Genomic DNA, 24,446 nt, shown 5'->3' on the forward strand with positions numbered 1-24,446 from the left:
ACGAGGGGAATACGCCAATGGGCATCCGACTAGAAGTCATTCAATATTTCGACGAAACCAATCGCTCGCTCGTACATCGCGAACCGCAAAGCGGTTCGGCCGACATCAAGTACGGCGCGCAGTTGATCGTCCAGCAAAATCAGGAAGCGATCTTCTTCCGCGACGGCAAAGCGATGGACAGCTTTGACGCCGGACGTTACACGCTGACCACGCAGAACCTGCCGCTGATCACCAGCATTCTCACGATTCCATGGGAAAAGTCGCCGTTTCAGTGCCAAGTCTACTTCTTTGGCAAGCAGACGTTCCTCGACCAAAAATGGGGAACGCGGCAACCGATCACCGTTCGCGACGCCGACTTTGGCATGGTCCGGCTGCGGAGCTTCGGCAAGTTCTCGTATCGCATCAAAGACGCCGCGCTGCTGCTCAACACGCTGGTCGGCACCCAAGGCAAATACACCACCGACGAAGTGACGATGTTCCTGAAGGACGTCATCGTCTCGCGGCTGACCGACTTGCTCGGCACGATGCAGGTCAGCATGCTCGACCTGCCGGCCAAGTTTGACGAAGTCGCCGCCGGCACGCGCATTAAGGTGGCCGAGGACTTCGCCAAGTATGGTCTGGAACTGGCCGACTTCTTTATCAACGCGATCACCCCGCCCGAAGAGGTGCAGAAGGCGATCGACGCCCGCAGCAGCATGGGCGCCATCGGCGATCTCCGCGCTTTCACCATGTACCAGGCCGCCAATAGCATGTCGAAGATGGCGGAGCAGGGGGGCGGAACCGGCAACAACGCCATGGGTATGGGCATGGGCGCCGGATTCGGCATGATGATGCCCGGCATGATCCAACAGGCGATGCACGGCCAGCCCGCTCCGCAAGCGGGCCAACCGCTGCCGCAGCAGCCGCAACAAGGCGCCCCGATGATGGGCGCCGCACCTGCCGCCGCCGCGGCCGGGGGCTCGCTATCGTTTGACGACCTGGCGCCGGCCACGCATCAAACCGATCCGAAGCAAATTGTGCAGACGGTCGCCCAGACGAATTCTTGGAGCATCGCGGCCGATGGCGAAGGGTTCATCGTCACCGTGCCGATCGGCAGTTTGCGAAAGCAGAACGTTCACATTTCGTTCGATCGCAAAGATGACGACGGCCAAAGCCTGATCACGTTCCAGTCGTACTGCGGTCCGGCGACCGAGCGCAACGCGGTGGCGCTGCTCCGCTACAACACGAAGATGATCCATGGCTCGTTCGCCTTCGCCACCACGCCGGCCGGCGAGATGATCGCCGTCCAGGCCAACGAACATGCCGACACGGCTGACGTGCTGGGCCTGACCCGCATCGTCACCGCGATCGCCTGGCAGGCCGATAAGGTTGAGGAAAAGCTGCTAGGCACGGACGACAACTAACCAACTTCGCCCTTCGCTGTTGGCCCTGGCGTGAAGTTTCGTCTCGTCGCCGCTGTACTGATCTTGGTTGCCGCCGGCTTGCTTGCGGTCGGCGGCGACTCCTTGACGTTACGTCTGATTGGCGCGTCGGCGCTGTTGGCTTTGGGCGCCGCGGCGATCGCATTGCCGCTGGGCGCCTTCTTGGCGATCGCACTGGGGCGATTGCCGATTTCGGCCCGCTGGTTGGCCCAAGGTCTGCTGACGCTGCTGTTGTTTGAGCCGCTCTATCTGACCTGCGGCGCGTGGCGGGCCGCGTTTGGTCCGCATGGCTGGCTGCAGGATCAAATTGGCCCGGCCGCCAACGCGTTTCTGCTCGACGGTTGGCTCGGCGCGATCGTGCTGCACGGCGTCGCCGCGATTCCGTGGACATTCTTCTTTGTCCGTTTGCAGTTGGCGACCGGAGCGGCAGAGCTGGAAGAAGACGCGCTGCTCGATGGTTCGACCGCATCGACGCTAGCCAATGTGACGCTCCGCCGCGCGGCGCCGGGGCTATTTATCTCGGCCCTCTGGATCGGGGTCGTTGCGTTCAGCGAAATGACGGTCACCAGCATTTGCAACGTGCGAACCTACGCCGAGGTCCTCTTCACTGGCATCACCCTGGGAGAAGCGGTCGATCAAACGTCGCTGCCGGTCTGGCCGGCGGTCCTTGTCACGCTGGTGATGACCATCATCGCGACAACGCTGGCCGTGCAACTTGCCCCGGCCAGCGCCGCCAGTTTGCCGGTCCGCCCGCCGACCTTTCCGTTGCGCCCCCTCACGCGCTGGCTGACGACAACGATCGTTTGGCTGTTGGTCGCGTTGCTGGTCGGTCTGCCGATTGGGGCGTTCGTTTACAAGGCGGGACTGGTCGTGAACGTCGCCGATGGCCAAGTCGATCGCTATTGGTCGGCGGCGAAGATGGGAGAGTTACTGATTGAGTCGGCCCAGAAATACGCCGGCCTCTTTCAATGGACGATCGCCTTGGGCGCCGCCAGCGCTGCGGTCACGCTGGTGATCAGTAGCAGCATTGCCTGGCTCGCTTCCCGGCGGTGGTATGGTCAAGGGATCATCGCGACAGTCGCCGGCGTGCTGTTCGGCATCCCGGGACCGATCATCGCACTGTCGCTGATCTGGTTGTTCAATCGCCGTGGTTCGCCGCTACTCATCTACTTTTACGACCGCACGATTTTGGCGCCCACGATTGCGCTGGTGATCGTCAGCTTGCCGATCTGTTTACTGCTGCTGTGGCACATCTTTCGCGCCGATGTCGGCGACCTGGACGAAGCTGCGCAGCTGGAAGGCCTAGGGCCTTGGCGTCGACTGTGGCGGGTTGGCGTGATGCGGCGTCCGGCGGTGTTGGCGGCCGTTTTTCTGCTGGCGTTCGCGTTGGCGACCAGCGACGTGACCGCGTCGTACTTGGTGACCCCACCCGGCGTCGACACCCTCTCCCGCACCATTTTTGAGATGCTGCACTACGGCGCCGAGGACAACGTCGCCGCCCTCTGCCTGATCAATCTGGCCCTTTCGGCAACGCTGGCGGTGATAACGATTATTCTGCTCAGGCCAGCGTTTCGTGCGGCTCAGTCCTGATTCGGCGGCGCTAAAGCTTCGCAAATCGGGTCTTTCACCGCGATCTTGCGTATACTGACAGCATGAATGTTGCCCGCACCTTATCGCCCGTGCTGTTCACGCTCGCCATCTGCGCCTCAGCGGCGGCCGAAGATACGCTCACCTTTCGTTACAACGATGCGGAAGTTACCAAGTCAGGCCGAATCATCGCCCAGGCCGAAAGCGGCGTGATTCTTGAGACGCCCGACAGCATGCAGTGGCCCATCCTGGCGGACGACTTGCTTGCGAAGAAACAAACGCCTGGCGAGTTCGTCCCACTCAACAAACAGCAGCTGACCGAACAGGTGCTAAGCGAACTGCCGGCCGGCTTTGAAGTGCACGAGACGGCGCATTACCTGATTTTCTACAACACCTCGAAGGCTTACGCCTACTGGTGCGGTTCGCTGTACGAACGGCTTTATCGCGGCTTCGTCAATTATTGGAAGCAGCGGGGCGTCAACCTGACCGAACCGACGCAGCCGATGGTCGCGGTCATCTTCGACAACCGACAAAACTACGCCGCGTATGGTCAGGAAGAATTGGGCGACGCGGCCGGCTCGATCGTCGGCTATTACAGCATGCATACCAATCGAGTCGCGATGTACGACCTGACTGGCGTCGACGCAGCTCGCGCCCAAGGCTCCAGCAAACGGGACATCGCCCGGATCAACAATATCCTGGCCCGCCCCGAAGCGACCTTCCTGGTGGCGACCATCGTGCATGAGGCGACCCATCAGATCGCCTACAACTGCGGACTGCAGATTCGCCTGGCCGATAATCCGGTCTGGGTGAGCGAAGGCCTGGCGATCTATTTTGAAACGCCCGACCTGTCGAGCTCACGCGGCTGGCGCGGCATTGGCGAAGTGAATCGCATTCGTCTGCCGCAAGCGAAACGCCTGGTCCAGCAGCCCGGCAGAAAGCTGATTCCGCAACTGTTGATCGACGACGATCAATTCCGGAAAGCGGAAACGGCGCTCGACGCCTACGCGTTGGCCTGGGCGCTCAACTATTACTTGCTGAAGCGATATCCCGACAACTACGCCAACTATCTGAAACATCTCGCCGAGCGTCGCCCGCTGCACGATCCGCCCCGCGAAGAGCGGCTGGCCGAGTTCCAGCAATTCGTCGCAGAAGATCTCGATGCGTTTGAGGCCGATTTCCGCAAGTTCATCGCTGGCTTGCGTTAAACGAATCCCCGGCCGCAACGCTCCGCCCATCTCGCGCAAACTCCCTGCAGAAATTTTATAAAATCAAATGGAGATTTGCCGCGAGGGTATCTACAATCAAATCACCCTCTCGATTCCTGCCATTTCCCACCACCCAACCCGCGCGTTCTCCTTGCCGTATCGCGTTTCGCCTCCCTAGGAGTTTCTTTCTGATGCCGAACGAAAACAGCACTGCTCCCTCCGACTCGCGTCGCGACTTCCTGAAAAAATCGGCCGCCATCAGCGGCGCCGCCGCGGTCGGCAGTTTGAGCGTCGCTCAAAGCGCCCATGCCGCTGGTTCTGACATGTTGAAGGTCGCCCTGATCGGTTGCGGCGGTCGTGGCAGCGGCGCCGCTAAGAACGCCACGATGGGTGACGAGAACCTGAAGGTCACCGTTCTCTGCGATATCTTCCCCGACGTGCTGGCCCAAGCCCGCGAGCGACTGGGGCGCGCCCTGGGCGAGCGAATGGATGTGACCGACGACAGCTGCTTCTCGGGCTTCGACGGTTACAAGCAGGTGATGGAGTGCGATGTCGACGTCGTGCTCTTGGCGACGCCGCCCCATTTCCGTCCGGCTCACCTGCGGGCCGCGATCGAAGCCGGCAAGCATGTCTTCTGCGAAAAGCCGGTCGCCGTCGATGGCCCTGGTTGCCGCCACGTGCTGGAGACGGTCGAGATGGCGAAAGAGAAAAACTTGAGCATCGTCAGCGGGCTGTGCTGGCGATACGCTCCGATGGTCAAAGAGACAGTCGCCAAGATCAAGTCAGGCGCCATCGGCGATATCGTCGCCATTCACGAGACCTACCTGACCGGCACGCTTTGGTATCGCCAACCGCAGCCTGACTGGACCGAGATGGAAAACCAGGTTCGCAACTGGACCTACTACACCTGGCTGGCCGGCGACATCATCGCCGAACAGCACATTCATAGCCTCGACAAGGCGCTCTGGCTGAACGACGACGCGCCGCCGCTGGTTTGCGAAGCGATTGGCGGACGCCAGGTTCGGACCGAAGCGAAGTGGGGCAACATCTACGACAACTTCGGCGTCGCCTACGCGTTCCCCAATGACGTGAAGGTCTTCTCCTACTGCCGCCAGATGGCCGGCTGCTACAACGACGTCAACGACTACGTGCTCGGCGCCAAAGGCAAGGCTGCGATCCTCAGCGGCACGGTCACGCCGAATGAAGGCGAAGCCTGGAAGTACGACGGCCCCGGCGGCAACATGTACGACCTGGAACACAAAGCGCTATACGAAGGGATCCGCTCGGGCAACGTCATCAACAACGGCGTCTACATGACCCGCAGCACGTTGATGGCGATCATGGGACGCATGGCGGCCTACACCGGTCAGAAAATCACCTGGGAGATGGCGCTCAACTCGCAGGAAGATATGACCCCCAAGAAGTATGAATGGGGCGACGTCGCCATCCCGTCAGTCGCGATGCCCGGCAAGACGAAGTTCGTCTAGCCGACGCCAACAACTCGGAAAACGCCAAGAATAGCGGGGCACTCGGTCCGCTATTCTGTTTCCCACTTGGGCAGGCAACGAAAAACTTGTCGCTCTTTTGCGCCGCCAACCTTCATCTGTGCGCAAGGTAAAAATAAACGCCAAAAAATCCAGGCTCTGACGGCAAACCGAATAGCGATCTGGTGGGCTCGAATTTAAAATCGAGACTGATTTTCCCCCATGTCTCGCCCGAGAATACCGCGTCGTCACTGACATCGAACGACGCGTTCGCCTGCCTAAGGAGCTTCTTTCTAATGCCGAACGAAAACAGCACTCCCCAATCCGACTCGCGTCGTGATTTCATCAAAAAATCGGCCGCCATCAGCAGCGCTGCCGCGGTTGGCGGCCTGAGCATGGCCTGCAACGTTCACGCGGCCGGCTCCGACATGCTAAAGGTCGCCCTGATCGGTTGCGGCGGTCGTGGTAGCGGCGCCGCCAAGAACGCCACGATGGGTGACGACAATCTGAAGGTCACCGCGCTGTGCGATATCTTCCCGGACGTGCTGGCCCAAGCTCGCAAACGTCTTGGCCGCGCCCTGGGAGATCGCCTGGAAGTGACCGACGAAACCTGCTTCTCCGGTTTCGACGGCTACAAGCAAGTGATGGAAACCGACGTCGACGTCGTGCTGCTGGCGACGCCGCCGCACTTCCGTCCGGCTCACCTGCGGGCCGCCATCGAAGCCGGCAAGCACGTCTTCTGCGAAAAGCCGGTCGCGGTCGACGCCCCCGGTTGCCGCCACGTCTTTGAGACGGTCGAGATGGCGAAGGAGAAAAATCTGAGCATCGTCAGCGGTCTCTGCTGGCGCTATGATCCGAAGGTCAAAGCGACCGTCGAGAAGATCAAAGATGGTTCGATCGGCGACATCGTCGCGGTTCACGAAACCTACCTGACCGGCACGTTGTGGTATCGTCAGCCGCAGCCTGATTGGACCGAAATGGAACACCAGGTCCGCAACTGGCTCTACTACACTTGGCTCTCGGGCGATCATACCGCCGAACAGCACATCCACAGCCTCGACAAAGCTCTGTGGATCAACGACGACGCGGCGCCGCTCAGCTGCGAAGCGGTCGGCGGTCGTTTGGTTCGGACCGACGCCAAGTGGGGCAACGTCTACGATCACTTCGGCATGACGTTCGAGTTCCCCAACGACGTCAAGACGTTCGCCTTCTGCCGTCAGATGGCTGGCTGCTACAACGACGTCAACGACTACATCCTCGGCTCCAACGGTACCGCCAGCATCCTGGGCGGCACGGTCACGCCGAAGAAGGGCGACGCCTGGAAGTACGATGGCCCCAACGCCAACATGTACGACGAAGAGCACAAAGCTCTGTACGCCGGCATTCGCTCGGGCAACGTCATCAACAACGGCATCTACATGACCCGCAGCACGATGATGGCGATCATGGGACGCATGGCGGCCTACACCGGCAAGAAGATCACGTGGGACATGGCGATCAACTCGCAAGAAGACATGACCCCGAAGACTTACGAATGGGGCGATGTCGAAATCCCGACCGTCGCCATGCCGGGCAAGACGAAGTTCGTCTAATAGTCTTTCCAGAAAATAAAACGCAAAAAAAAGCGGCCCCCCCGGGTCCGCTTTTTTTGCGCACTCCCCGCGAATTGCTGTCGAAATCCGCGATATATCCCTAATCTTGAGAATACGCGTCCGCATATCTTCATCCGCGGCAATCTATGCTTACCTACAGATAAACGCAGAACAGAAAGAGAAGGGGGGAACTCTCACATGACGCAAATCAAACACAAGGTGACGATCGTCGTCGAGCGAGTGCGAGAAGACTGTTACCAGGTCGCCCGCAAAAACGGCGTCAGCAAAGTCCGCCTCTGGAAAAAGGTGCGCCCCGGCGGCCACTTCAAAGTCGACCCGCCCCCGAGGTGCGACATCCGCTTCTTAAGCTTCCAGGAGCTTGAGACTCTGGAGGATGGGGAGAATGTGCTGGAGTTTGAAGAGCGGAATTATTAGCCCCAGGCGTCTACCCGTGTGCCAACTGCCCACTGCTGGACAAGCCAGCAGTGGCACACGTACATAAGAACTCACTTGCGTCGACTAAAAATCAGGCCCCAAGATCTCCGAGGGTGGCGTCACCTTTTTCAGTCGGCAACTGGTCGGTAGCGGCTTCGGTTCCAGATCTTCAATCCAGGCGGCGACTTCTTCCACCGTTTTGGCGACTTGCACTTCCGGCGGTAGGCCAGGGATTTTGAAACGCTCGCCCAACAGCGCGATCACCGGGCGGCCGTAACGCAGGGCCAAGCAAACTTCGGCGCTGGTTCCCTTGGTGCCAGGCAGCGCGATGACGATGTCGGAGCTGAGCACGTTGATGTGGTTGCGGCTGCCGACCTGCATGCCGGCATAGCCAGTCTGCGGCAGGTGGGTGTAGATCGGGATCTCGACGTAGTCGTTCGGGTAGTACTGACGGCGCGAGTATGAGCCGCCGGAGGCGTCGCCGGGGATGATGCCGATGACGCGGCCAGCGCGATCTTCGACGTTAAAAAACGACTCGCTGACGGACTTCATTTCGCCAGCGCCGCCGCCGGTCAACAAGTTGTAGCCTGCATTGGCGATCCAGGCGCCCAGCTCGTCAGCCAGTTCGCCATGCACTTTTTTCCCTGATCCCATCACCCCGATAATCGGGAGTCGACCACTGCTGCTCATACGCCAATTGCTTTCTAGGCGAGCGGAAACTCGCCAAATCTCGGTGTCACATTGCAACGTCAGTGACCAAGATAACAGCCGCGGGCTTCTATTTCTCGGGGCCTAGACAGAAATTAATGGTAGTCTAGGGAAGATCGTTTGCGATTAGACCGGCTGTTGACCGCGGGTAAAGTGGAGATCGCCCCGCTCGAACTCGATGCCACCCAACATGCTGGCGTAGGCGTTGTTCATAAAGCGAGCGAAAAATGAGGTGATTGGGCCTGGAACAATTTCGAGCGGATCGTACTCATATCCGTGATACAACTGCACCACACCCCAGTCGTCCGGCTCTCCCTCGGTCCACCAACAATAGAGATGGCCATTGTTGTCGGTTCCCCAAGGGAACAGGCCGGGGCATTCGGGATAGAGAATATACTCGTGCTCGCAGGCTTCTTTCAGCTCTTCGTAGCGAGCCAGATCGGCGCGCACCAGGTCGCGTCCCTCTTGCTTCAACAGATTGCGGACAACCAGACCGCGTTGGAATTCGCCCGAGCCGTAGGTCTCAATAAACCGCTTGTAGTCGGTCGGAAACTGCAAGCCGAAATCTTGCTCGGCAATCGTCCAGTCGCCCGAGATATCGACCGGCTCGGCCGGGGGCGGGACAAGGTTGAGAATGTCGTCCAGGGCCATGACTCCACCTCCGCATGCTTAGAATGTGATTAGCCCAGCTTTAACTCCGTCTCGCAGCGGCGGATCGCATCGCTGACATGAATCGCGGTGTCGGAAAGCTGCAAGCTTTTCGACAGCTTGACCCACTCGTTCACCTTCTTCTCGGCCGAAATCACCGTGCTGTGACTCTTCCGATTGAAGAACTGACAGATGTCAGACAGGGCGGCCTTGGTGTATTTGCGGGCCAACCACATCGCCAACATCCGAGGATGACTCGCCTTACGAGACTTACTGGGGCTACGCAGCATTTTAGCGTCGACGCCAAACGACTTGCAAACCGCTTCTTCAATATCGGCCAAACGAACGATCGGCGTGCAGGCCCGCACCATGTCCGACAAGGCGTTTTCGGCCATCGCGACGTCGGCTTCTCGTCCCATCGACATCGCGGTCGCCCACAGTCGATTGAGCGCCCCAGACATCAACCGGGCGTCCCCCGGCAGATGATCGGCCAGCCAATCGAGCAAGCCCCGCGATGCGTTCATGTCGCGGGCGGCACACAGCCTTTCGGCCATTTGCCGGCGAGTATCCCGATCGATTTCATGCACTTCGCAGACCAAGCCGCCCGAGAAGCGAGCGATCAATTCAGGGCCAAGAGCCGACAGTTCGGTCGGACGCTTGTCGGCAGCCAAGACGACCTGTCCACCACGGCGGGTGATCGAATCGAGCGTGTGCAGCAGTTCGGTCCGCGTGGCTCGTTTGCCAGCAAAGAACTGCACGTCGTCAATGATCAGCAGATCGGCGTCACGGTATTTGCGGCGGAAATTGGCGACGCCGGCGCCGTTGAGAGCGTCCAGGAAGTAGGTCGTAAACTGTTCGGCCGAGAGATAGACGACCCGCTCAAACTTCCGCGTACGGCGGGCTTCGCCGTAGATGCCCTCGAGCAGGTGCGTCTTGCCTGAGCCTTGCGGTCCACAGATGAACAGCGGATTGATCTCGCCAGGGCGGTTCATGATCATCGACGCGGCGGTCGACGCAAACTTGTTGCACTCGCCGACGATCAGATCTTCGAGCGAAGAGAACTTACGGCGACGGGCCAGATCCTGCCGAGCTTCGGCTTTGCTTTCCCGCGTGGTCGGTCGGCTGGAAGCGACATTTTTCTTGCTCGCGACGGGACCAGACGTGTCCGCGGCGATGCGATATTGAATGACGGTGGAGCCGGTCAGCGTTTCGGCGACGGCGGCATCAATTTGATCGCGAAAATTACGACGTAGAAAATCAATCGTAAACTGGCTGGCCGCTTCAATGACCAGTTGGTTGCGATCCAATCGGAGCTGAGCGCTCGAATTGAACCAGAGGTCGAACCGTTCCTGTCCGATGCGCTCGACTAGCGAGATGCGCAAAGCGGATAGGGTATCGAGATCGATGTCTTCCTTGACCACAGGCTGACTCTTTCAGCAGGCGAATATGGCAAACTCAAGCAGCTTGCCCGACGGGCATTCCACGCCGTTTGGCGGAAACTCTTAACATTGACTGGAGCACGATTTTAAAGTTGCTAGCACCGGTGTCAAACCACAGGACGACCGCTTCTCGCTAAAAATGTTGGGAACGTCGAACGGGCGATTCGTGCGGTCGTTTATTTCCGCAGTTTTGACGATCCTGGCGCCGCCGGAACTCCAGATCTTTTTTTGGCGGCTGCGTGGAAAACTTGTTAAAGATCACGCCGCGGCCGACCGCAGAAAATGGATCCCCACTTTTGCCCTGGCCGCAACGTCTGAGAGAAACGCGACTTACGGCGTCGCTTCGGTTTCGCTTCGTTTCGAGGCGGGGTTTTCCGCACGTAAAACCATCAACTTACGCGACTCATACCCGAGAAAACCGCAGGCCGAATAGCTGCGAATCGCCGGCTCGTTGCGCTGATCGACCGCCAACAGTAGCCGTTCGATTCCGCGCCGCTTCGCCTCGGCCATTGCCATTTGGACCGCCGCCTTGCCCAATCCGCGATTGCGCATTTCCGGTCGCAGCCCCAAGTAGACGATCTCCATCGCTTGGTAGTCAGGAGTGGGGGCCAAGATCATCACCCCCGCTGGTTCGCCGTCCAGTTCCAGCCGTTGCCAAAGTGACAACTCAAACGCGCCGGTGTCGCAATATCCGGCGATCACATCGTCAATCGGACGCAAACCTTCAAACTCGGGACAATCGAGCGTCCCAGGATAGGTGGCGATCAATTCGGCCGCGGCATCCGTAGTCTGATGAAAGGGAACCCCCTTCAATTTGGGCTGCACAAAGTCGTCCCGCATTTGCGCCGATTGCACAAACAGATATTCGAGATTGGTGATCGCCTGAAAACCTGACGCCTCCAGCAGTCGCTGATCGCCGCTCGCGTCGAGCGCGATCAGGCTTTGGGCGATCGAAATGTCGAGCCCGGCGACAAATTTCGCCGCCGACTGCATCAACAACCGGGCCACGGCCGGCGATTCGCTGGGGATCACCCGGGCGGGCCACATCGTCCCAAATCGCCCCGGCTGCTCGGTTCCCCAAGCGGCGCCGACAATGCGTTCGCCGCGGCGGGCGACAAACAGCCCCTCAAAGCTGACGCGGCCTTGGCGTTCAGCCTGCAGAATCGCGGCCAAACGTCCCGCCATCGCGCGACGCACCTTGCCGCCAAAGACCATCCAGACGGCGGCGCCGTAGCAGGAGGGATCGGCTCGTTCGACGGTCAGCATTTCGGTGGAGATGTTTTGCATGGGGCCAGGATACCTCAAATCGCGCAGGTGAGTCATTATCGGTTTTGCCGGAAGATGCGAGGAAATGCTTTGCCGCGACTGGGGGTTCCGGTTAACAATGGAGGGAGGCAAACAGCGAAGATGACTCCAATTGACCAACTTTAGCGGTGGGAGCCCCCATGCGATACATAACCTTGACTCTGGCAGTTCTGCTGGCTGCGCCCGCCGTAGGACATGCTCAATCGGCCTTCGAGCAACTGCAAAATCTAATTCGCCCGCCGGGAGATCCCGCGCCGACACCAGCCCCGGCCAACCCGGGCTATCTGGGCGCGACGCTCGATAACCTGGACAAAGAGACGCCGGATGCGGGGGTGGTCGTGCTGAAGGTCAATCCAGGCGGCCCGGCCGAGAAAGCAGGTCTCGAAGCAGGCGATCGCGTCGTCTCGCTCGAAACGGTCGCCGTGTCGAACCTCGATCAGTTCGCGCGGCTGATGCGGAACCAGGTTCCCGGTTCGCGCATCAAGATGACCGTCGAGCGCAAAGGAGAGCCGGAGTCGATTCTGGTCACGCTCGGCAATCGCCCCGCTGCGCCCCCAGCGAACGAAGCGCTGCCGCCGCCAACCAACATGAACAACAATCCGCCGGCGACCGGCAACAGCAGTAACCCGCTTGATCCGCTCGGCCTGGAAGATTCGCCGCCGTCGGTTCTGGTCAATCCACCCAACAATCCGCCGGCGATTCCGCGCGGCAAGTTGGGAGTGCGGGTCGTTCCAGTCACCGATCAATATCGGGAAACGACCGGCACGTCAGTTCGCCGGGGCGCGGTGGTCGAAAGCGTGACGCCGGGTAGCGCCGCCGCGTTCGCCGGCATTCCGGTCGGTTCGGTGATCGTCGCGCTCAACAACCGCCGCGTCAACGATCCGCAAGACTTGCTCAACATCTTGGCGACGATGCCGCAAAATCGGGACGTGCCGATCGGCTACTATGTCGGCAATCGTTTATTGCAATCGAACGTCCGTCTCGATGGCCAACCGCCGTCGCTGGTCAACGATACGCCGAACGCTTTGCCGTCGGACGGCCGCTTCGCCGATCGCCCAGCGATGCGAATGCTGAATCGGGCCCTATCCGAACTAGGCGCCAATCCGGTTCCGTCGATCGAAGAGCAAAACGAGAACGCTCAGCTTCGCAGTCGCGTCGCCGAACTCGAAGCGGAAGTGACTCGCTTGCAGACGCTGGTCAATCAGTTGCGAGCCGAGAACGGCGGCCAGAATTAGTCGCCGCTACTTCCCCCAACGCTGGGCCGACTTCGCCTCTTCGACCGTTTCGGCCATTTGCGGGCTCAGTCCGTAGTAGCGCGACGGGCGATTGATCTCCAGCGCCACATTTAACCGGGTGTGGGGCTGCGCCGCATTCAGAACCGGCGAGTTGCGTAGCCTCAACACGCTGGTCGGATCGCCGTTCCATTTCACCAGGTAGAGCCCGGCGTCGAGGGTCGGCTCGTGCTTGAAGCCGAAGTGGGTCGTTAGCATTTGGACCAAACGGCGTTCGTCGCCGGTCGTGCCATGAAACGTGATCCGCTGCACGTGACCATCGCGATCAAAGTAGTACGTGATCGAACCAGCCAGGTCGTCATACTGCGATCCCGTAACCAGCGGCGCTCGTAGGCCTTCCAAGTTCAAGTCGGCCAGCGTCGTCGATACCCGCGGCCACCGCATCGCCACCCAGCGGAAGTCGGCGTTGAAGTTGAAGACCTCCAGAAAGTCCTGGACCGGCGGACCAGCGATCGGCATGTTCGCTCCGGCATCGGACAGCGTCGGCGGGACAAACATATTCGGCTGCTCTTCGGGCGGCAGCTCGGGCTGAACTTGCGGCGATTCGATCGAGGCGGTCGGCTTCTCGGTGGCGTCCGATTTTTCGCCAGAGGGGATCAGGGCGCTCGCCTGGCTCCAGATCGATTCGGCCTGTTGGCGCGCTTCGGGATTGAAGAAGGTGTAGGGGCCGCCGATGCTCGCGGCCATAATCGCGGCGTATGTCAAATTGCGGCGGATCATTGTCTTCTTTCCTCCACTAGAGGTCTTCCCTGATCGGTATCGACCACTGCTAGCGGAGATCCTCACCCGAATACGGCGGCTAGGCGCGACCGTCATTCCCGGAGAAGTTTCGCAGGTTAGAATGTTCGCCACGCCCGTTTTGTTCGTTAGCCCGCCATCGCGTTATGTCCGCCGAATCTGCCGACCTCTCTGATCTCCACTGGCTTGTTAGCGAAGAAGCGGCCGAAATCTTTGCGCAGCAGTCAAGTCCGCAACTCTCGGTCGCCCAGCTCGCGCAGCTCAACCGCGAGATTGGACCGCCGCGGGCGTCGCTGATCTCCGAGCAACTCGAACTGCGGCAGCGGGGCAAAGCGAAGTTTTCGCGGGCCGAGCAGATGTTTTTTACCCGTGTGGGCCTTGAGCAAGCGACCGACGAGGCGATCGCCGCCTATAAAGCGACGCGGTTCGGCGCGACAACCAAGGTGGTCGATCTCTGCTGCGGCGTCGGGGGCGATCTTTTGGCGATTGCCGACGGTCGAACCGCCGTTGGCGTTGATCTTTCGCCGCAACTGGCGATCCTGGCCGCGGCGAACTGCGCCGCCTATGGCAACAAAGTCACCAGCCAATCGATCGATGCGGCGTCGGCGGATGTCGGCTCGTTTGACGCTTGGCACTGTGATCCTGATCGTCGTGCGGAGAAGCGCCGGACGACGCAGCTTGACTCGTTCTCGCCATCGGCGGATCAACTGGACGAATTGCTCGCACAGAACAACAACGCCGCGATCAAACTGGCCCCGGCAACGCAAGTTCCGGTCGAGTGGCGACAGCAGGGAGAGCTGGAGTGGATCAGCAGCCGTCGCGAGTGCCGCCAATTGGTCGCTTGGATCGGTGACTTGGCGACGATGCCGCGGGCGCGTCGTGCGACCCATGTCGATAAAGAGGGAGCGGCCAGCACCTTTGTCGCCGCCGATGATGCAGACCTGCAAGTTGCGGGCGAAATGGGTGAGTACCTGCTGGAACCGAACCCGGCGCTGTTGGCGGCCGATCTGGTCGACGCTTTCGCCGTCGAACACCACTTGGGCCGCATCTTACCGCGCAGCGTTTATCTAACGGGAGACGCGCCGGTCGACTCGCCGCTGGTCGCTGCGTTCCAGGTACACGATCAACTGCCGATTGATCGCAAGTCGCTTTCCAAACGCTTGAAAGAGCAGGGGATCGGTCGGGTCGAGATCAAGGTTCGCGGGCTCGACATTCGCCCTGAAGCGTTTTTGAAAAAGCTCCGACTTTCTGGCGACACGTCGGCGACGCTCATCCTGACGCCGACCCCCAGCGGCAATCGTGCGATTCTTTGCCAGCGGGTTGGCGCGTAGCTATACTTGCAACCTCCCAATCTATTGTCCTGCTTACCTGTTGGATGATCCGATCTGCCTTGAACGACTTTCCTGAATCCGAGAATCCGTTCGCGTCTCCGCAAACGACCGAGCCGGTGACGGTCGCTCAGGTAACGGGCCCCGTCTCGTCGATCGAAGACCTCCCCTCGCGTTGGCTGCGCCTGGGCGCGTCGCTCATCGATTCACTAGTCGTTGGGCTGGTTAGCATTCCGGTTGGGCTCGTACTGATCGCCATATTGGCTTCGGCCGGCTCGGAAATGAGCCCCGTGGCATTAGAACTACTGGGGAACGTCGTCGGGCTGCTAGTCGGATTCGGAATCTTTATGGCGGTCAACAATTACCTGCTTGCTAAGCATGGTCAGACCGTCGGCAAGATGGCCTGCGGCATCAAAATCGTTGACTACAACGATCATCGGATCAAATCGCTGGGGCATATCATGCGAATGCGGGTCTTGCCAATCACGTTTGTGACTCAGATCCCGCTCGTCGGTCCCATCGTCGGCCTGGTCAATGTGCTGATGATCTTCACTCCGAAAAGCGTTGCCTGCATGACTTCATCGCCGGCACGATCGTGGTGAAGTCAACGACGCCGATCCCGACTAGCGCATAAAAAAGGGACGCCAAGGCGTCCCTCTCTGATTCTTGCTGCGACATGCGCCTACTCGACTTCGGTCGCTTCTTCCGGACGCTTGGCCGGGGTCGGCGCTTCGGCCGTCCTTTCGAATTCCGGCTTGGGCGGGGTCGGCGCGACGGCGGCCTGCAGCGGTTCGGTCAGCAGTTCTTCCTGCATGCGACCGCGAAACTTCATCATGCTCGCTTCGCCTTGGAAGCCGATGACCGTTTCGTCCATGTCGAGGTCTTGTCGCATCACACGGCCGGCGTCGATGTCGAACTTGACTTTGCCGTTGGCCAACTGCTGGATCAGTTCGACCTTGATTTCCGGGTTTTCGATCGGGGTCAGGATCTGCGTCTTCATGTCGATGGTGGCGACGCCGTTGACGACCGACTCCAGCGTGAACAGCTGGCGAGTTTTCACTTTCTTCAGCTGTTGCTTCGAGGTGCGGATCTGCACGTCGGTCGGCGAGTCCCACTTGGCGCCGATCTCGACCGGTTCGGCCGGCAAGACGACGGTTACCTGGTTGAAGGGAGCGTGGGCGCTTTCCTGCAGCTCTTCGCGCTCGACCAGAAAACCATTCTTGCTAATCGTGAACCGCGACAACGGCACGCCGACCGATTGGGCGGCCCGCTGGAAGATCGGGGAAGGGGGTTCCGGCGAGGTGCTATCGTAAACCTGCTCGGGACGATCGGTCACCTTGTTCCACAGCTGCAGGTCTTCGATCGAGTGGACCAGGGTGATGTTCCCTTCGTCGTCGATCTTTTCGACCTTCCAGTTCTTGGTCGAGACGGTCCGCGACTGAGCGGTTTGCGAGTTCCCCTGGATCTTGGTCGTGACGTTGACCAGATGGGTCACCTTGCTGCGAAGGACGTCCCCTTCGGCAAGCTTGTACTTCAACTCGTATGTATCGGCGGCGAAGGTGGCCGAGGCGAACGTGGTCGCCGTAAGAACCAGACCGAAAAATACATTTCGCGTCATTCTGTGCATCCTTGCGTTGAATCTGCTGTGCGGGAACGACCGGCTAACGGCCGTGATCGATTCTCCCTCCCCATCCCAGTTTTTCGCGGAGAGTTCGATAGTAGCTATGGCTGGCGACGGCGATTCGTTTGAAACGCTGTTCCGCCCGATCGACCACCACTCGCAGTTCCGGGGTGAGACGCGCCAAGACGCGGCCGTCGACGACGACTGACAGGTTCGCTTCGGCGCCGGTCACGCGGATCTCGTAGGTCCTTTCCGCCGTATCGACCACCGGGCGAACGGTGAGCGTATGGGGACTGATCGGCGAGACGACGAAGGCGTGCAAGTCGGCTCGCAAGATCGGTCCGCCAGCGGACAGGTTATGGGCCGTTGATCCCACCGGAGTGCTGACGATCAAACCGTCGCAGTTATAGGTGGTAGCTAATTCTGAGTCAACGTAAAGATCGATGGTCTGGATCTGAAACGGCGGTCCACCCAGAATCGCCGCCTCGTTCAAGCCCAGTTGATGGCAAATCAGGTCTTCTCCCTCGAAAACCTGGCAGCGGAACATCATATGCTCGATCACCGAGCATTGGCCGTGACAAATGTTGGCCAATTCGGCGAACAGATCTTCCTGAGAAAACTCCGCCAAGAACCCAAGCTTGCCCATATTGACGCCAACAACGGGAACTTGTCGCGTTCCCATGCTGCGCGCCGCCGCCAACAGCGAGCCGTCGCCCCCTAGCACGATCGCAAAGTCGGTGTCGACTTGCGAGAGGTCCGACTTCCAGTCGAGGTCAACATGGACCAAGTCGGCATACTGCGGAATGAACTTCTGCAGCCGAACCGCCTCTTCGCGCACGTGTTCACGATCGCCGGCGCCGACCAGCATGACCTGCGGCTTCCGGGCGTTGGGAAGCCAATTCGGCTGTCGCGGCGTCGGGGGTTTCAGATTTGGCATACAGCTATCTTCCGCTGCCAGAAAACTAGAAACAAGCGGTTTCGGCCAAGTCGTGGGTTTCTCTGGCGGCGGCGGTGAGCGTCTCTTCCGCAAAAACCAATTGTGCGGGCCCGCAACGGGGCCTCGGCGGCATGAGGGAACCAAGATTGACGCGTCCCGCACCACCGAAGTATCAACAGGACGAGCGCGGATTGGGCCGGAACGAAACGATCGATTTCACCAGCCTGGAGTCACCCATCTTCAAAATTGCCTTTTCAAGGAACGACGGCGATGAAATTCTCGCTGATTCTCTGCTTGGCAGTCGCCATTTGCTAGGCCGATTCGAGCCTGGCTTGCCCATGCTCGCCTACAGCCCAGCCGTCATCGAGTCATCGCCACCATGGATGGCGCTCGTCTTGGCGGCCATATCGCGGCAAGTCTGGGCGATTCCCTCGGTCGTCAAGCTGATCTCGGCCAGGCGTTCCTCGCGATCGCCATGGTCGATAAACGTGTCGGGGATACCCAGGCGTTTGACGCGGCTGGCGTCGACGCCTTCTTCGGCACACGCTTCCAGCACCGCACTGCCAAAGCCGGTCATCAGAGCGCCTTCTTCGACCGTCACGACGAACGGCGAATTTTTGACGGCGCCGACGATCGTCTCGCGGTCGATCGGTTTGCAGAACCGGGCGTTGATCAGCCCGACATGCAATCCTTCGCTCTTCAATTGCTCAACCGCACGCTGGGCGTCGGCCAATTGAGCGCCATAGCAAACGATCGTGCCATCGCCGCCGGTGGCCAGGGTTTCGGCTTTGCCGAGTTGGATCGGGGTTCGCTGGCGCTCGACCGTTTCCGCGTTCGTCTTCGGATAGCGAATCGCGGCCGGGTGATCTTGCTCCAGCGAGAAAGCGAGCATCTCGCCCACTTCTTCGGCGTCGCCGGGCGCCATGACGATCATATTGGGGAACAGTCGCATGTAGCCGATGTCGTACGCCCCGTGATGGGTCGGGCCATCGGCCGCGGTCAGCCCGGCGCGATCCATCGTGAAGACAACCGGCAAGTCTTGCAGGGCGACCTCTTGGAAGATCTGGTCGAAGCTGCGCTGCAGGAAGGTGCTGTAGATGTTGACGATCGGACGAAGCCCGGTCTTGGCCTGGCCGGCGGCGAACGCCACTGCGTGCGACTCGCAGATGCCGACGTCAAAGAAGCGATGCGGGAACTCGTCCCGTACCGGCTCCATCTTGGTCCCTTGGCACATCGCGGCGGTCAGGACGGTCACCTTGTCCGACTTCCGCATTTCGGCGGCGATCGCATCCCGGGCGTAGTTGGTAAACGCTTTCGCGCCGCCTGACTTTTTGGGCACCACCGTGCCGTTGTCGTCGATGAAGGCCGGCGGGGTGTGGAAGAAGACCGGATCGGCCGCAGCGGGCTGATAACCATGTCCCTTTTCGGTCACCACGTGCAGCAGCACCGGGCCGGGCAAGGTCTTGACCATCTCCAGGTATTTGCGGAGCAGGGCGATGTTGTGGCCGTCGATCGGGCCGATGTAGCTGAAGCCAAGCTCCTCGAACAGCATCCCGCCATGCAGTCCGGCTTTGACCGCCTCCTTGCACTGGGCCAGTAATCGTTCGGTCGGATCGCCCAACAGCGGCACATGATTCAGGATCTTGAGGACTTCGCTCTTCACGCCGGTGTAGAACGGGTTCATCCGCAGCCGATCGAAGTAATCGGCCACGCCGCCGACCCGCGGGCAGATCGACATTTTGTTGTCGTTCAAAATCACCAGCAAGTTGGCGTTCATCCCGCCGGCGTTGTTGAGCGCTTCGTAGACGATGCCCGAGGGAAACGCCCCGTCGCCGATCACCGCGACCGCGTGGCGATCTTTTTCGGCCTGCAGGTCGTCGCCACTGCGCATGCCCAGCATCGTCGAGACGCTCGAGCCGGCGTGCCCGGTGACGAACAGGTCGTATTCGCTTTCGGCCGGATTGGGATACCCCATCAAGCCGCCGGCGGTACGGATCGTGCCGAACTCGTCGTAGCGGCCGGTCAACAGTTTGTGCGGATAGATTTGGTGGCCGGTGTCCCAGATCAGGCGATCACGACTGAAGTCGAACGTCCGGTGGAGCGCGATCGACAGCTCGACCACGCCCAGGTTCGACGCAAAGTGGGCCGTGCGGGTCGCCACCAAGCTGCACAGTACGTCGCGAATCTCATCGGCGAGCTGCTCCAACTGGTCGCTGGAGAGTCCATTGAGATCGGCGGGCGATTCGATTTGCGAAAGGATCTTGTGCATCGCTCTTAGTGGTTCCTTTCCAAGATGTATTGCGCCAACGCTTCCAAATGACTGGCACGCTCGCCAAATTGCGACAGCGACTGTTTCGCCCCGGCAATCAGCGTTTCGGCCTGCTGGCGACTTTCTTCGACGCCAATCAGGCCTGGATAGGTTAATTTGCCGCGATCGGCGTCTTTGCCGACCCGTTTTCCCATGGAGGCTTCGTCGCCAGCATGATCAAGCAGGTCGTCCACAATCTGAAACGCCAGGCCGATTTGCTCTCCGTAGGCGTCCAATGCGGCGACTTGCTGGTCGTCGGCGCCGGCGGCGATCGCCCCCAGACGTAGCGAGACGCAAATCATCGCTCCCGTCTTGCGGCGGTGGATCGCCTTCAACATATCAACGTCGCCAGCTCCAAATTGTTCGTTTAAATCGTCGGCTTGACCACCCACCAGAGCCGTGGCGCCGGCCGCTTTCGCCAATTCCCGGCAGCTGCGAGCCGCAATGGTGGGGTTTTCGTAGCCGTCAGCCACGATTTCCAGCGCCCGGGCCAGCAGGGCGTCGCCTGCCAAAATCGCGGTCGCTTCGTCAAACGCCTTGTGACAGGTCGGCAGGCCGCGACGGAGGTCGTCATCATCCATCGCCGGCAGATCATCGTGGATCAGCGAGTAGCAGTGGATCATCTCGACCGCACATGCGGCCGGCATCGCCTGACTTCTCTCAGAACCGCAAGCCTCGGCCGCCATTAACGTTAGCAGCGGACGAAGTCGCTTGCCGGGGGCCATCAGACTATGACGGATCGCCTGCTCCAGCCGTTCCGGACAGCCGTGGCCAAAGCGACTGTAAGCGTCCAGCGCCTGGTCGACCTCGTCTCGCAAGGTGGCCGAGAAATCATGCAGCGAAGCAAGCGGAGCGGACATCATGTCAGGCGGATGTAGACGGTAAGGGAAAGTCGCAGGGCGGACGTCGTTTCGCCCCAAACCATTCAGTTCCAAGCGATAACGCTATCTTAAAAAAGTCGACGCTTGTCGTCTATCTCGTCCCCCTCATCGGTGCGAGACTTGCCGCCGCGACGCTTGGTCCGCGACTCCGCCTTTTCGGCCAACGTCGTCTCGCCCTCATCAAAATTCTCGGTCACCGACTCGCCAGCGGCGTTAAAACCGGAAAGAACCTCAATCTTGCGCTCGGCTCGCTGCAAGAGGCTGTAGCACGACTTCAGCTTGCCGACGCCGTCCTCGTACAGCTTCAGCGACTCTTCCAGCCCCGCTTCGCCCGACTCGAGCCGGCGGACCAGCGTTTCGAGCGTCGCCAGCTCTTCCTCAAACGCCGGGGCGTCGGTCGCTTCGCCGGCAGCTTTTTTCTTGGCCATGATTATGCCTTCTTCTTCGCAGGTTTCTTCGTGGATTCGGTCTGCACCTCTTCGACCCGGCTGATTAGCCGCCCGGAGGGCAAAATGGTTTCGATCTGCTCGCCGGCGGCAGCCTCTTCGGCCGCGCGAAGCACCGCTCCGCTGACGCTGCGGGTCACGCTATATCCCCGAGCCAGAACCGCCAGCGGCGATAACGACTCGAGCCGCGCCGTCGCTTCTCGCACCCGCTGCTGGCTGACTTGCAGTTGCCGCCGCATTGCCGCCAACAGCCGCTCGTCCCAACCGTCAAGCGCCCGCTGAGCATCCTGAATCAGCGCAAACGGTTTGACGAAGGCCCGCCGCTCGGACAGGGCGTCCAGCCGCCGCCGCGCCAGCTGCGCCCGTTGCCGCAAGGCTTGCGTCAGGCGGACCTTGTAGCCGTCGAGCGCCTCGTTCACCTCGGCCTGCGACGGCACGCACAACTCGGCCGCCTCGCTGGGGGTGAGCGCTCGAACGTCGGCCGCCAGATCGCTGAGGGTGACGTCAATCTCGTGCCCAACGGCCGAGATGACCGGAATCTGACACTCGGCGATCGCCCGGACGACCGGCTCTTCGTTGAAGCACCAAAGATCTTCGATGCTGCCGCCGCCGCGGGTGGCGACCAGCACATCGGGTCGCGGTTGTAGTTTGGCCGCTTTCTTGATGGCGGCGGCGATTTCGGCCGCCGCTCCGGCGCCTTGCACGCGGGTCGGGATCACCAGCACATCGGCGCCACGCCAACGGCGGCGCATCACTTCCAGAAAGTCGCGAATCGCGGCGCCAGTCGGACTGGTCACCACCACAATCCGCCGCGGAAAGCGGGGCAGGGGGCGCTTCAGGTCCGGCTCAAACACCCCTTCCGCCGCCAATTTCTGCTGCAGCTTTTGCAGGGCCAGTTGCAGGGCGCCGACTCCTTGCGGCTCGATCTGGCGGATCACCAACTGATAACTGCCGCGGGGAGCGTAGACGTCGAGATCGCCTCGGCAAATCACCTGCTGCCCATCTTCCAGATCAAACGGCAACTTGGCGGCAGTCGTCTTCCACATCACTGCCCGAATCTGCGCCGCATCATCCTTTAGCGTCAGATAAACGTGACCGGAGCGGGGCTGAGCCAGATTCGAGATCTCGCCGCTGACCCAGACTGACGGAAACGCGGTTTCGAGCGTCCCTTTAATCAGCGCCGTCAACTGCGCCACGCTCAAGACAGGCGGCTGTTCTCCAGAAGCGGCGGCTTCCCAAGGGGGAAGGTCTACATCCATGCGGCGTAAAGGGGAGTCGAGAGGGAAATGGTTCAGAATTCAGACGCCAAGTTAGCAGATTTTGTCCAACTGTTCAGCCGGCGACATGTCAGGTGACGGCCCGCTTCGCCACCTTTTGACGCAAAAGTCATCGCAAATATCCGATTATTTGGTAACATTCTTAGAGGGCATCAGCCCCCCTATAGTCAAGCTTTCGCTATTTTCCGCCCCGCAAACGTCTAAGGGAAGCCTCGTCATGCCTCGCAAAGGTTTCACGCTAGTCGAACTACTGGTCGTCATTGCGATCATCGGCGTTTTGATCGCCTTGTTATTGCCAGCCGTGCAACAAGCCCGCGAGGCAGCTCGCCGGATGCAATGCACCAACAACTTGAAGCAAGTCATGTTGGCGACCCACAACTTTGAGAGTACCTACGGGCATATCGTCCCTGGTACGCAGCGCGGCGACGGTACTGGCACGCCCGACCTGGCGGCGCACTGGGGATGGGGAGCGTTTCTGCTTCCCTTCATTGAGCAATCGGCGATGTACGATCAGCTCGATCTGAACAACCTGCAAGACCCGACCAATCATCTCCGCTCGGCCATCGGCGACGCGACGAAACTCGCCGTGATTCAAACGCCGATCGACGGCTATCGCTGTCCCAGTTCGACGATGCCAATCCTCAACGAAGGCTGCGACGAGGATGGCGCCAACATTCGCGCCTTGCTGGCGTCGACCGGCGGATCGGACGTTCCCGCCGCATCCAGTTCGTATGTCGGCAACTCGGGACACCGCAACTTGCCGCGGTGGGATCGCACTTATGGAACCGGGACGATGGTTCCGGTGGGCGAATATTCCTACACGCCGCGCAAGCCGCTTCGCTTCGCCGATGTTGTTGACGGACTTTCCAACACCTTCTTTTTTGGCGAGCGGGCGTGGGCGCTGCGGGCCAACGACGGTTCGCAGGTGATTGCCGGCGCAGCGACCTGGGCCGGGGCGCGATCGTTGTACGAGCAAGCCGCCGACGCCACCGCCAACCAGGTTCATACCGGATCACTATCGAGCGCTCGCGCTCGCATCAACGAAGCTCCCGGCGGCAGCTACGACTACTCGCGTCGCTCCTTCAGCAGCCAACATCCCGGCGGAGCCAACTTCGCCCTGGGAGACGGCTCGGTCCGTTTCGTACCGGAGACGATCGAACATACCGTGCAAACCTGGCCCGCGACGGAAGGCCAGTGCACCTTCGACTATCTCCTGCATCGCGCCGACGGCCAAGCCGTTGAGTTGCCGTAGTCAATCACGGGAGCTCCTTTCATGCAAGCGACAACATCGCATCCGATCGGATACTGGCTGATCGTAGGCCTACTGGCTTTCAGCTTCGGCTGCAGCGGAGATTCGATCGATCCTGAGTACAAGCCGGTCACGGGAACGGTGACTTTGGATGGCCAGCCGCTGGCAAACGCTCAAGTTTCGTTCGTCCCTTTCGAAGCGGGAAGCTCCGGCGCTGGTTTCACCGACCAGGACGGCGTCTACCGCCTATACTACGCCGCTCGCCGTCCCGGCGCAAAAATGGGCGAGAACAAGGTTTTCATCACCAAAGAGAAACCGCTGACTAGCAAACGGGGCGAGTTTAGCCGAATGAGCGAATCCGATCTCGAACTACTGCCAGCCCGTTACAACCGCCGGACGGAGCTAACGGCAAACGTTACGGATCAAACGAACGTGATCGACTTTGAGTTGAAGTCGAAATAGCTCCATTCGATTCCAGAGTCGAGAAGCCCGCGATCGCAAACTGTGCGATCGCGGGCTTTTTTGTAATTGAGCTATTTCTA

The 24,446-nt window shown here is 60.3% G+C and carries 22 protein-coding genes; 11 read left to right on the plus strand and 11 right to left on the minus strand.

What is annotated here, in order from left to right; translation table 11 throughout:
- Positions 1–17: 17 nt before the first annotated feature.
- The 6 genes from Enr8_RS17155 to Enr8_RS17180 all read left to right on the plus strand — a co-directional run bounded on the left by Enr8_RS17155 (position 18) and on the right by Enr8_RS17180 (position 7,727).
- Positions 18–1,403 (plus strand): SPFH domain-containing protein, encoded by a 1,386-nt coding sequence (locus Enr8_RS17155; RefSeq protein ID WP_146433786.1) that lies wholly within the window; start codon positions 18–20, stop codon positions 1,401–1,403.
- A 30-nt stretch (positions 1,404–1,433) separates the two neighbouring features.
- Positions 1,434–3,011, plus strand: coding sequence for an ABC transporter permease (locus tag Enr8_RS17160; protein ID WP_146433788.1), 1,578 nt, complete (start codon positions 1,434–1,436; stop codon positions 3,009–3,011).
- Positions 3,012–3,073: 62 nt separating this feature from the next.
- Positions 3,074–4,216 (plus strand): DUF1570 domain-containing protein, encoded by a 1,143-nt coding sequence (locus Enr8_RS17165; protein WP_146433790.1) that lies wholly within the window; start codon positions 3,074–3,076, stop codon positions 4,214–4,216.
- Positions 4,217–4,407: 191 nt separating this feature from the next.
- Complete coding sequence (locus tag Enr8_RS17170; protein ID WP_146433792.1) at positions 4,408–5,703, plus strand: Gfo/Idh/MocA family oxidoreductase; 1,296 nt, start codon at positions 4,408–4,410, stop codon at positions 5,701–5,703.
- Positions 5,704–5,996: 293 nt separating this feature from the next.
- Positions 5,997–7,292: a Gfo/Idh/MocA family protein gene (locus tag Enr8_RS17175; RefSeq protein WP_146433794.1), complete on the plus strand. Its 1,296-nt coding sequence runs from the start codon at positions 5,997–5,999 to the stop codon at positions 7,290–7,292.
- A gap of 198 nt (positions 7,293–7,490) precedes the next feature.
- Positions 7,491–7,727, plus strand: a complete 237-nt coding sequence (locus tag Enr8_RS17180; RefSeq protein WP_146433796.1) for a hypothetical protein — start codon at positions 7,491–7,493, stop codon at positions 7,725–7,727.
- A gap of 84 nt (positions 7,728–7,811) precedes the next feature.
- Here the strand turns inward: Enr8_RS17180 and Enr8_RS17185 are convergent, their stop codons facing one another.
- The 4 genes from Enr8_RS17185 to Enr8_RS17200 all read right to left on the minus strand — a co-directional run bounded on the left by Enr8_RS17185 (position 7,812) and on the right by Enr8_RS17200 (position 11,809).
- Positions 7,812–8,417, minus strand: coding sequence for an SLOG cluster 4 domain-containing protein (locus Enr8_RS17185; RefSeq protein WP_146433798.1), 606 nt, complete (start codon positions 8,415–8,417; stop codon positions 7,812–7,814).
- Between the two features lie 144 nt (positions 8,418–8,561).
- Positions 8,562–9,086 (minus strand): SMI1/KNR4 family protein, encoded by a 525-nt coding sequence (locus tag Enr8_RS17190; protein WP_146433800.1) that lies wholly within the window; start codon positions 9,084–9,086, stop codon positions 8,562–8,564.
- A 29-nt stretch (positions 9,087–9,115) separates the two neighbouring features.
- Positions 9,116–10,504 carry a DnaA/Hda family protein gene (locus tag Enr8_RS17195; RefSeq protein WP_146433802.1) on the minus strand — a complete coding sequence of 463 codons (1,389 nt, stop codon included), beginning with the start codon at positions 10,502–10,504 and terminating at the stop codon, positions 9,116–9,118.
- 348 nt (positions 10,505–10,852) lie between these two features.
- Positions 10,853–11,809, minus strand: coding sequence for a GNAT family N-acetyltransferase (locus tag Enr8_RS17200; protein ID WP_186767718.1), 957 nt, complete (start codon positions 11,807–11,809; stop codon positions 10,853–10,855).
- 158 nt (positions 11,810–11,967) lie between these two features.
- Between Enr8_RS17200 and Enr8_RS17205 the strand changes: the two genes are divergently transcribed.
- Positions 11,968–13,062, plus strand: a complete 1,095-nt coding sequence (locus Enr8_RS17205) for a PDZ domain-containing protein (protein ID WP_146433806.1) — start codon at positions 11,968–11,970, stop codon at positions 13,060–13,062.
- Between the two features lie 6 nt (positions 13,063–13,068).
- Here the strand turns inward: Enr8_RS17205 and Enr8_RS17210 are convergent, their stop codons facing one another.
- The gene (locus Enr8_RS17210) at positions 13,069–13,839 is read right to left on the minus strand and encodes a DUF6690 family protein (protein WP_146433808.1); all 771 of its coding nucleotides are present in this window, start codon (positions 13,837–13,839) and stop codon (positions 13,069–13,071) included.
- Positions 13,840–14,003: 164 nt separating this feature from the next.
- Between Enr8_RS17210 and Enr8_RS17215 the strand changes: the two genes are divergently transcribed.
- Together Enr8_RS17215 and Enr8_RS17220 are read left to right on the plus strand one after the other, a co-directional pair.
- A complete protein-coding gene (locus tag Enr8_RS17215) occupies positions 14,004–15,188 on the plus strand; it encodes a class I SAM-dependent methyltransferase (RefSeq protein ID WP_146433810.1) in 1,185 nt (394 codons plus the stop codon).
- 59 nt (positions 15,189–15,247) lie between these two features.
- Positions 15,248–15,787 carry an RDD family protein gene (locus Enr8_RS17220; RefSeq protein ID WP_222434892.1) on the plus strand — a complete coding sequence of 180 codons (540 nt, stop codon included), beginning with the start codon at positions 15,248–15,250 and terminating at the stop codon, positions 15,785–15,787.
- Positions 15,788–15,867: 80 nt separating this feature from the next.
- On the opposite strand, the gene Enr8_RS17225 is transcribed toward Enr8_RS17220, so the two are convergent.
- From Enr8_RS17225 to xseA, 6 genes are all read right to left on the minus strand, one after another.
- Entirely contained in the window at positions 15,868–16,803 is a 936-nt protein-coding gene (locus tag Enr8_RS17225) for a DUF6263 family protein (protein ID WP_146433814.1), read from the minus strand.
- Between the two features lie 43 nt (positions 16,804–16,846).
- Positions 16,847–17,743 (minus strand): NAD(+)/NADH kinase, encoded by an 897-nt coding sequence (locus Enr8_RS17230; protein WP_246120135.1) that lies wholly within the window; start codon positions 17,741–17,743, stop codon positions 16,847–16,849.
- A 346-nt stretch (positions 17,744–18,089) separates the two neighbouring features.
- Positions 18,090–20,012: a 1-deoxy-D-xylulose-5-phosphate synthase gene (gene dxs / locus Enr8_RS17235; RefSeq protein ID WP_146433816.1), complete on the minus strand. Its 1,923-nt coding sequence runs from the start codon at positions 20,010–20,012 to the stop codon at positions 18,090–18,092.
- Positions 20,013–20,017: 5 nt separating this feature from the next.
- Entirely contained in the window at positions 20,018–20,914 is an 897-nt protein-coding gene (locus Enr8_RS17240; RefSeq protein WP_146434962.1) for a polyprenyl synthetase family protein, read from the minus strand.
- An 86-nt stretch (positions 20,915–21,000) separates the two neighbouring features.
- Positions 21,001–21,360, minus strand: a complete 360-nt coding sequence (gene xseB, locus Enr8_RS17245; RefSeq protein WP_146433819.1) for an exodeoxyribonuclease VII small subunit — start codon at positions 21,358–21,360, stop codon at positions 21,001–21,003.
- A 2-nt stretch (positions 21,361–21,362) separates the two neighbouring features.
- Positions 21,363–22,637: an exodeoxyribonuclease VII large subunit gene (xseA, locus tag Enr8_RS17250; RefSeq protein ID WP_146433821.1), complete on the minus strand. Its 1,275-nt coding sequence runs from the start codon at positions 22,635–22,637 to the stop codon at positions 21,363–21,365.
- A gap of 235 nt (positions 22,638–22,872) precedes the next feature.
- On the opposite strand from xseA, the gene Enr8_RS17255 reads away from it, so the two are divergent.
- Both Enr8_RS17255 and Enr8_RS17260 read left to right on the plus strand, forming a co-directional pair.
- The gene (locus Enr8_RS17255; protein WP_186767719.1) at positions 22,873–23,907 is read left to right on the plus strand and encodes a DUF1559 domain-containing protein; all 1,035 of its coding nucleotides are present in this window, start codon (positions 22,873–22,875) and stop codon (positions 23,905–23,907) included.
- Positions 23,908–23,928: 21 nt separating this feature from the next.
- Positions 23,929–24,366, plus strand: a complete 438-nt coding sequence (locus tag Enr8_RS17260; RefSeq protein WP_146433826.1) for a carboxypeptidase-like regulatory domain-containing protein — start codon at positions 23,929–23,931, stop codon at positions 24,364–24,366.
- The last annotated feature ends 80 nt before the right edge of the window (positions 24,367–24,446 follow it).

It is taken from the genome of Blastopirellula retiformator (assembly GCF_007859755.1).
Classification (GTDB): Bacteria; Planctomycetota; Planctomycetia; order Pirellulales; family Pirellulaceae; genus Blastopirellula; species Blastopirellula retiformator.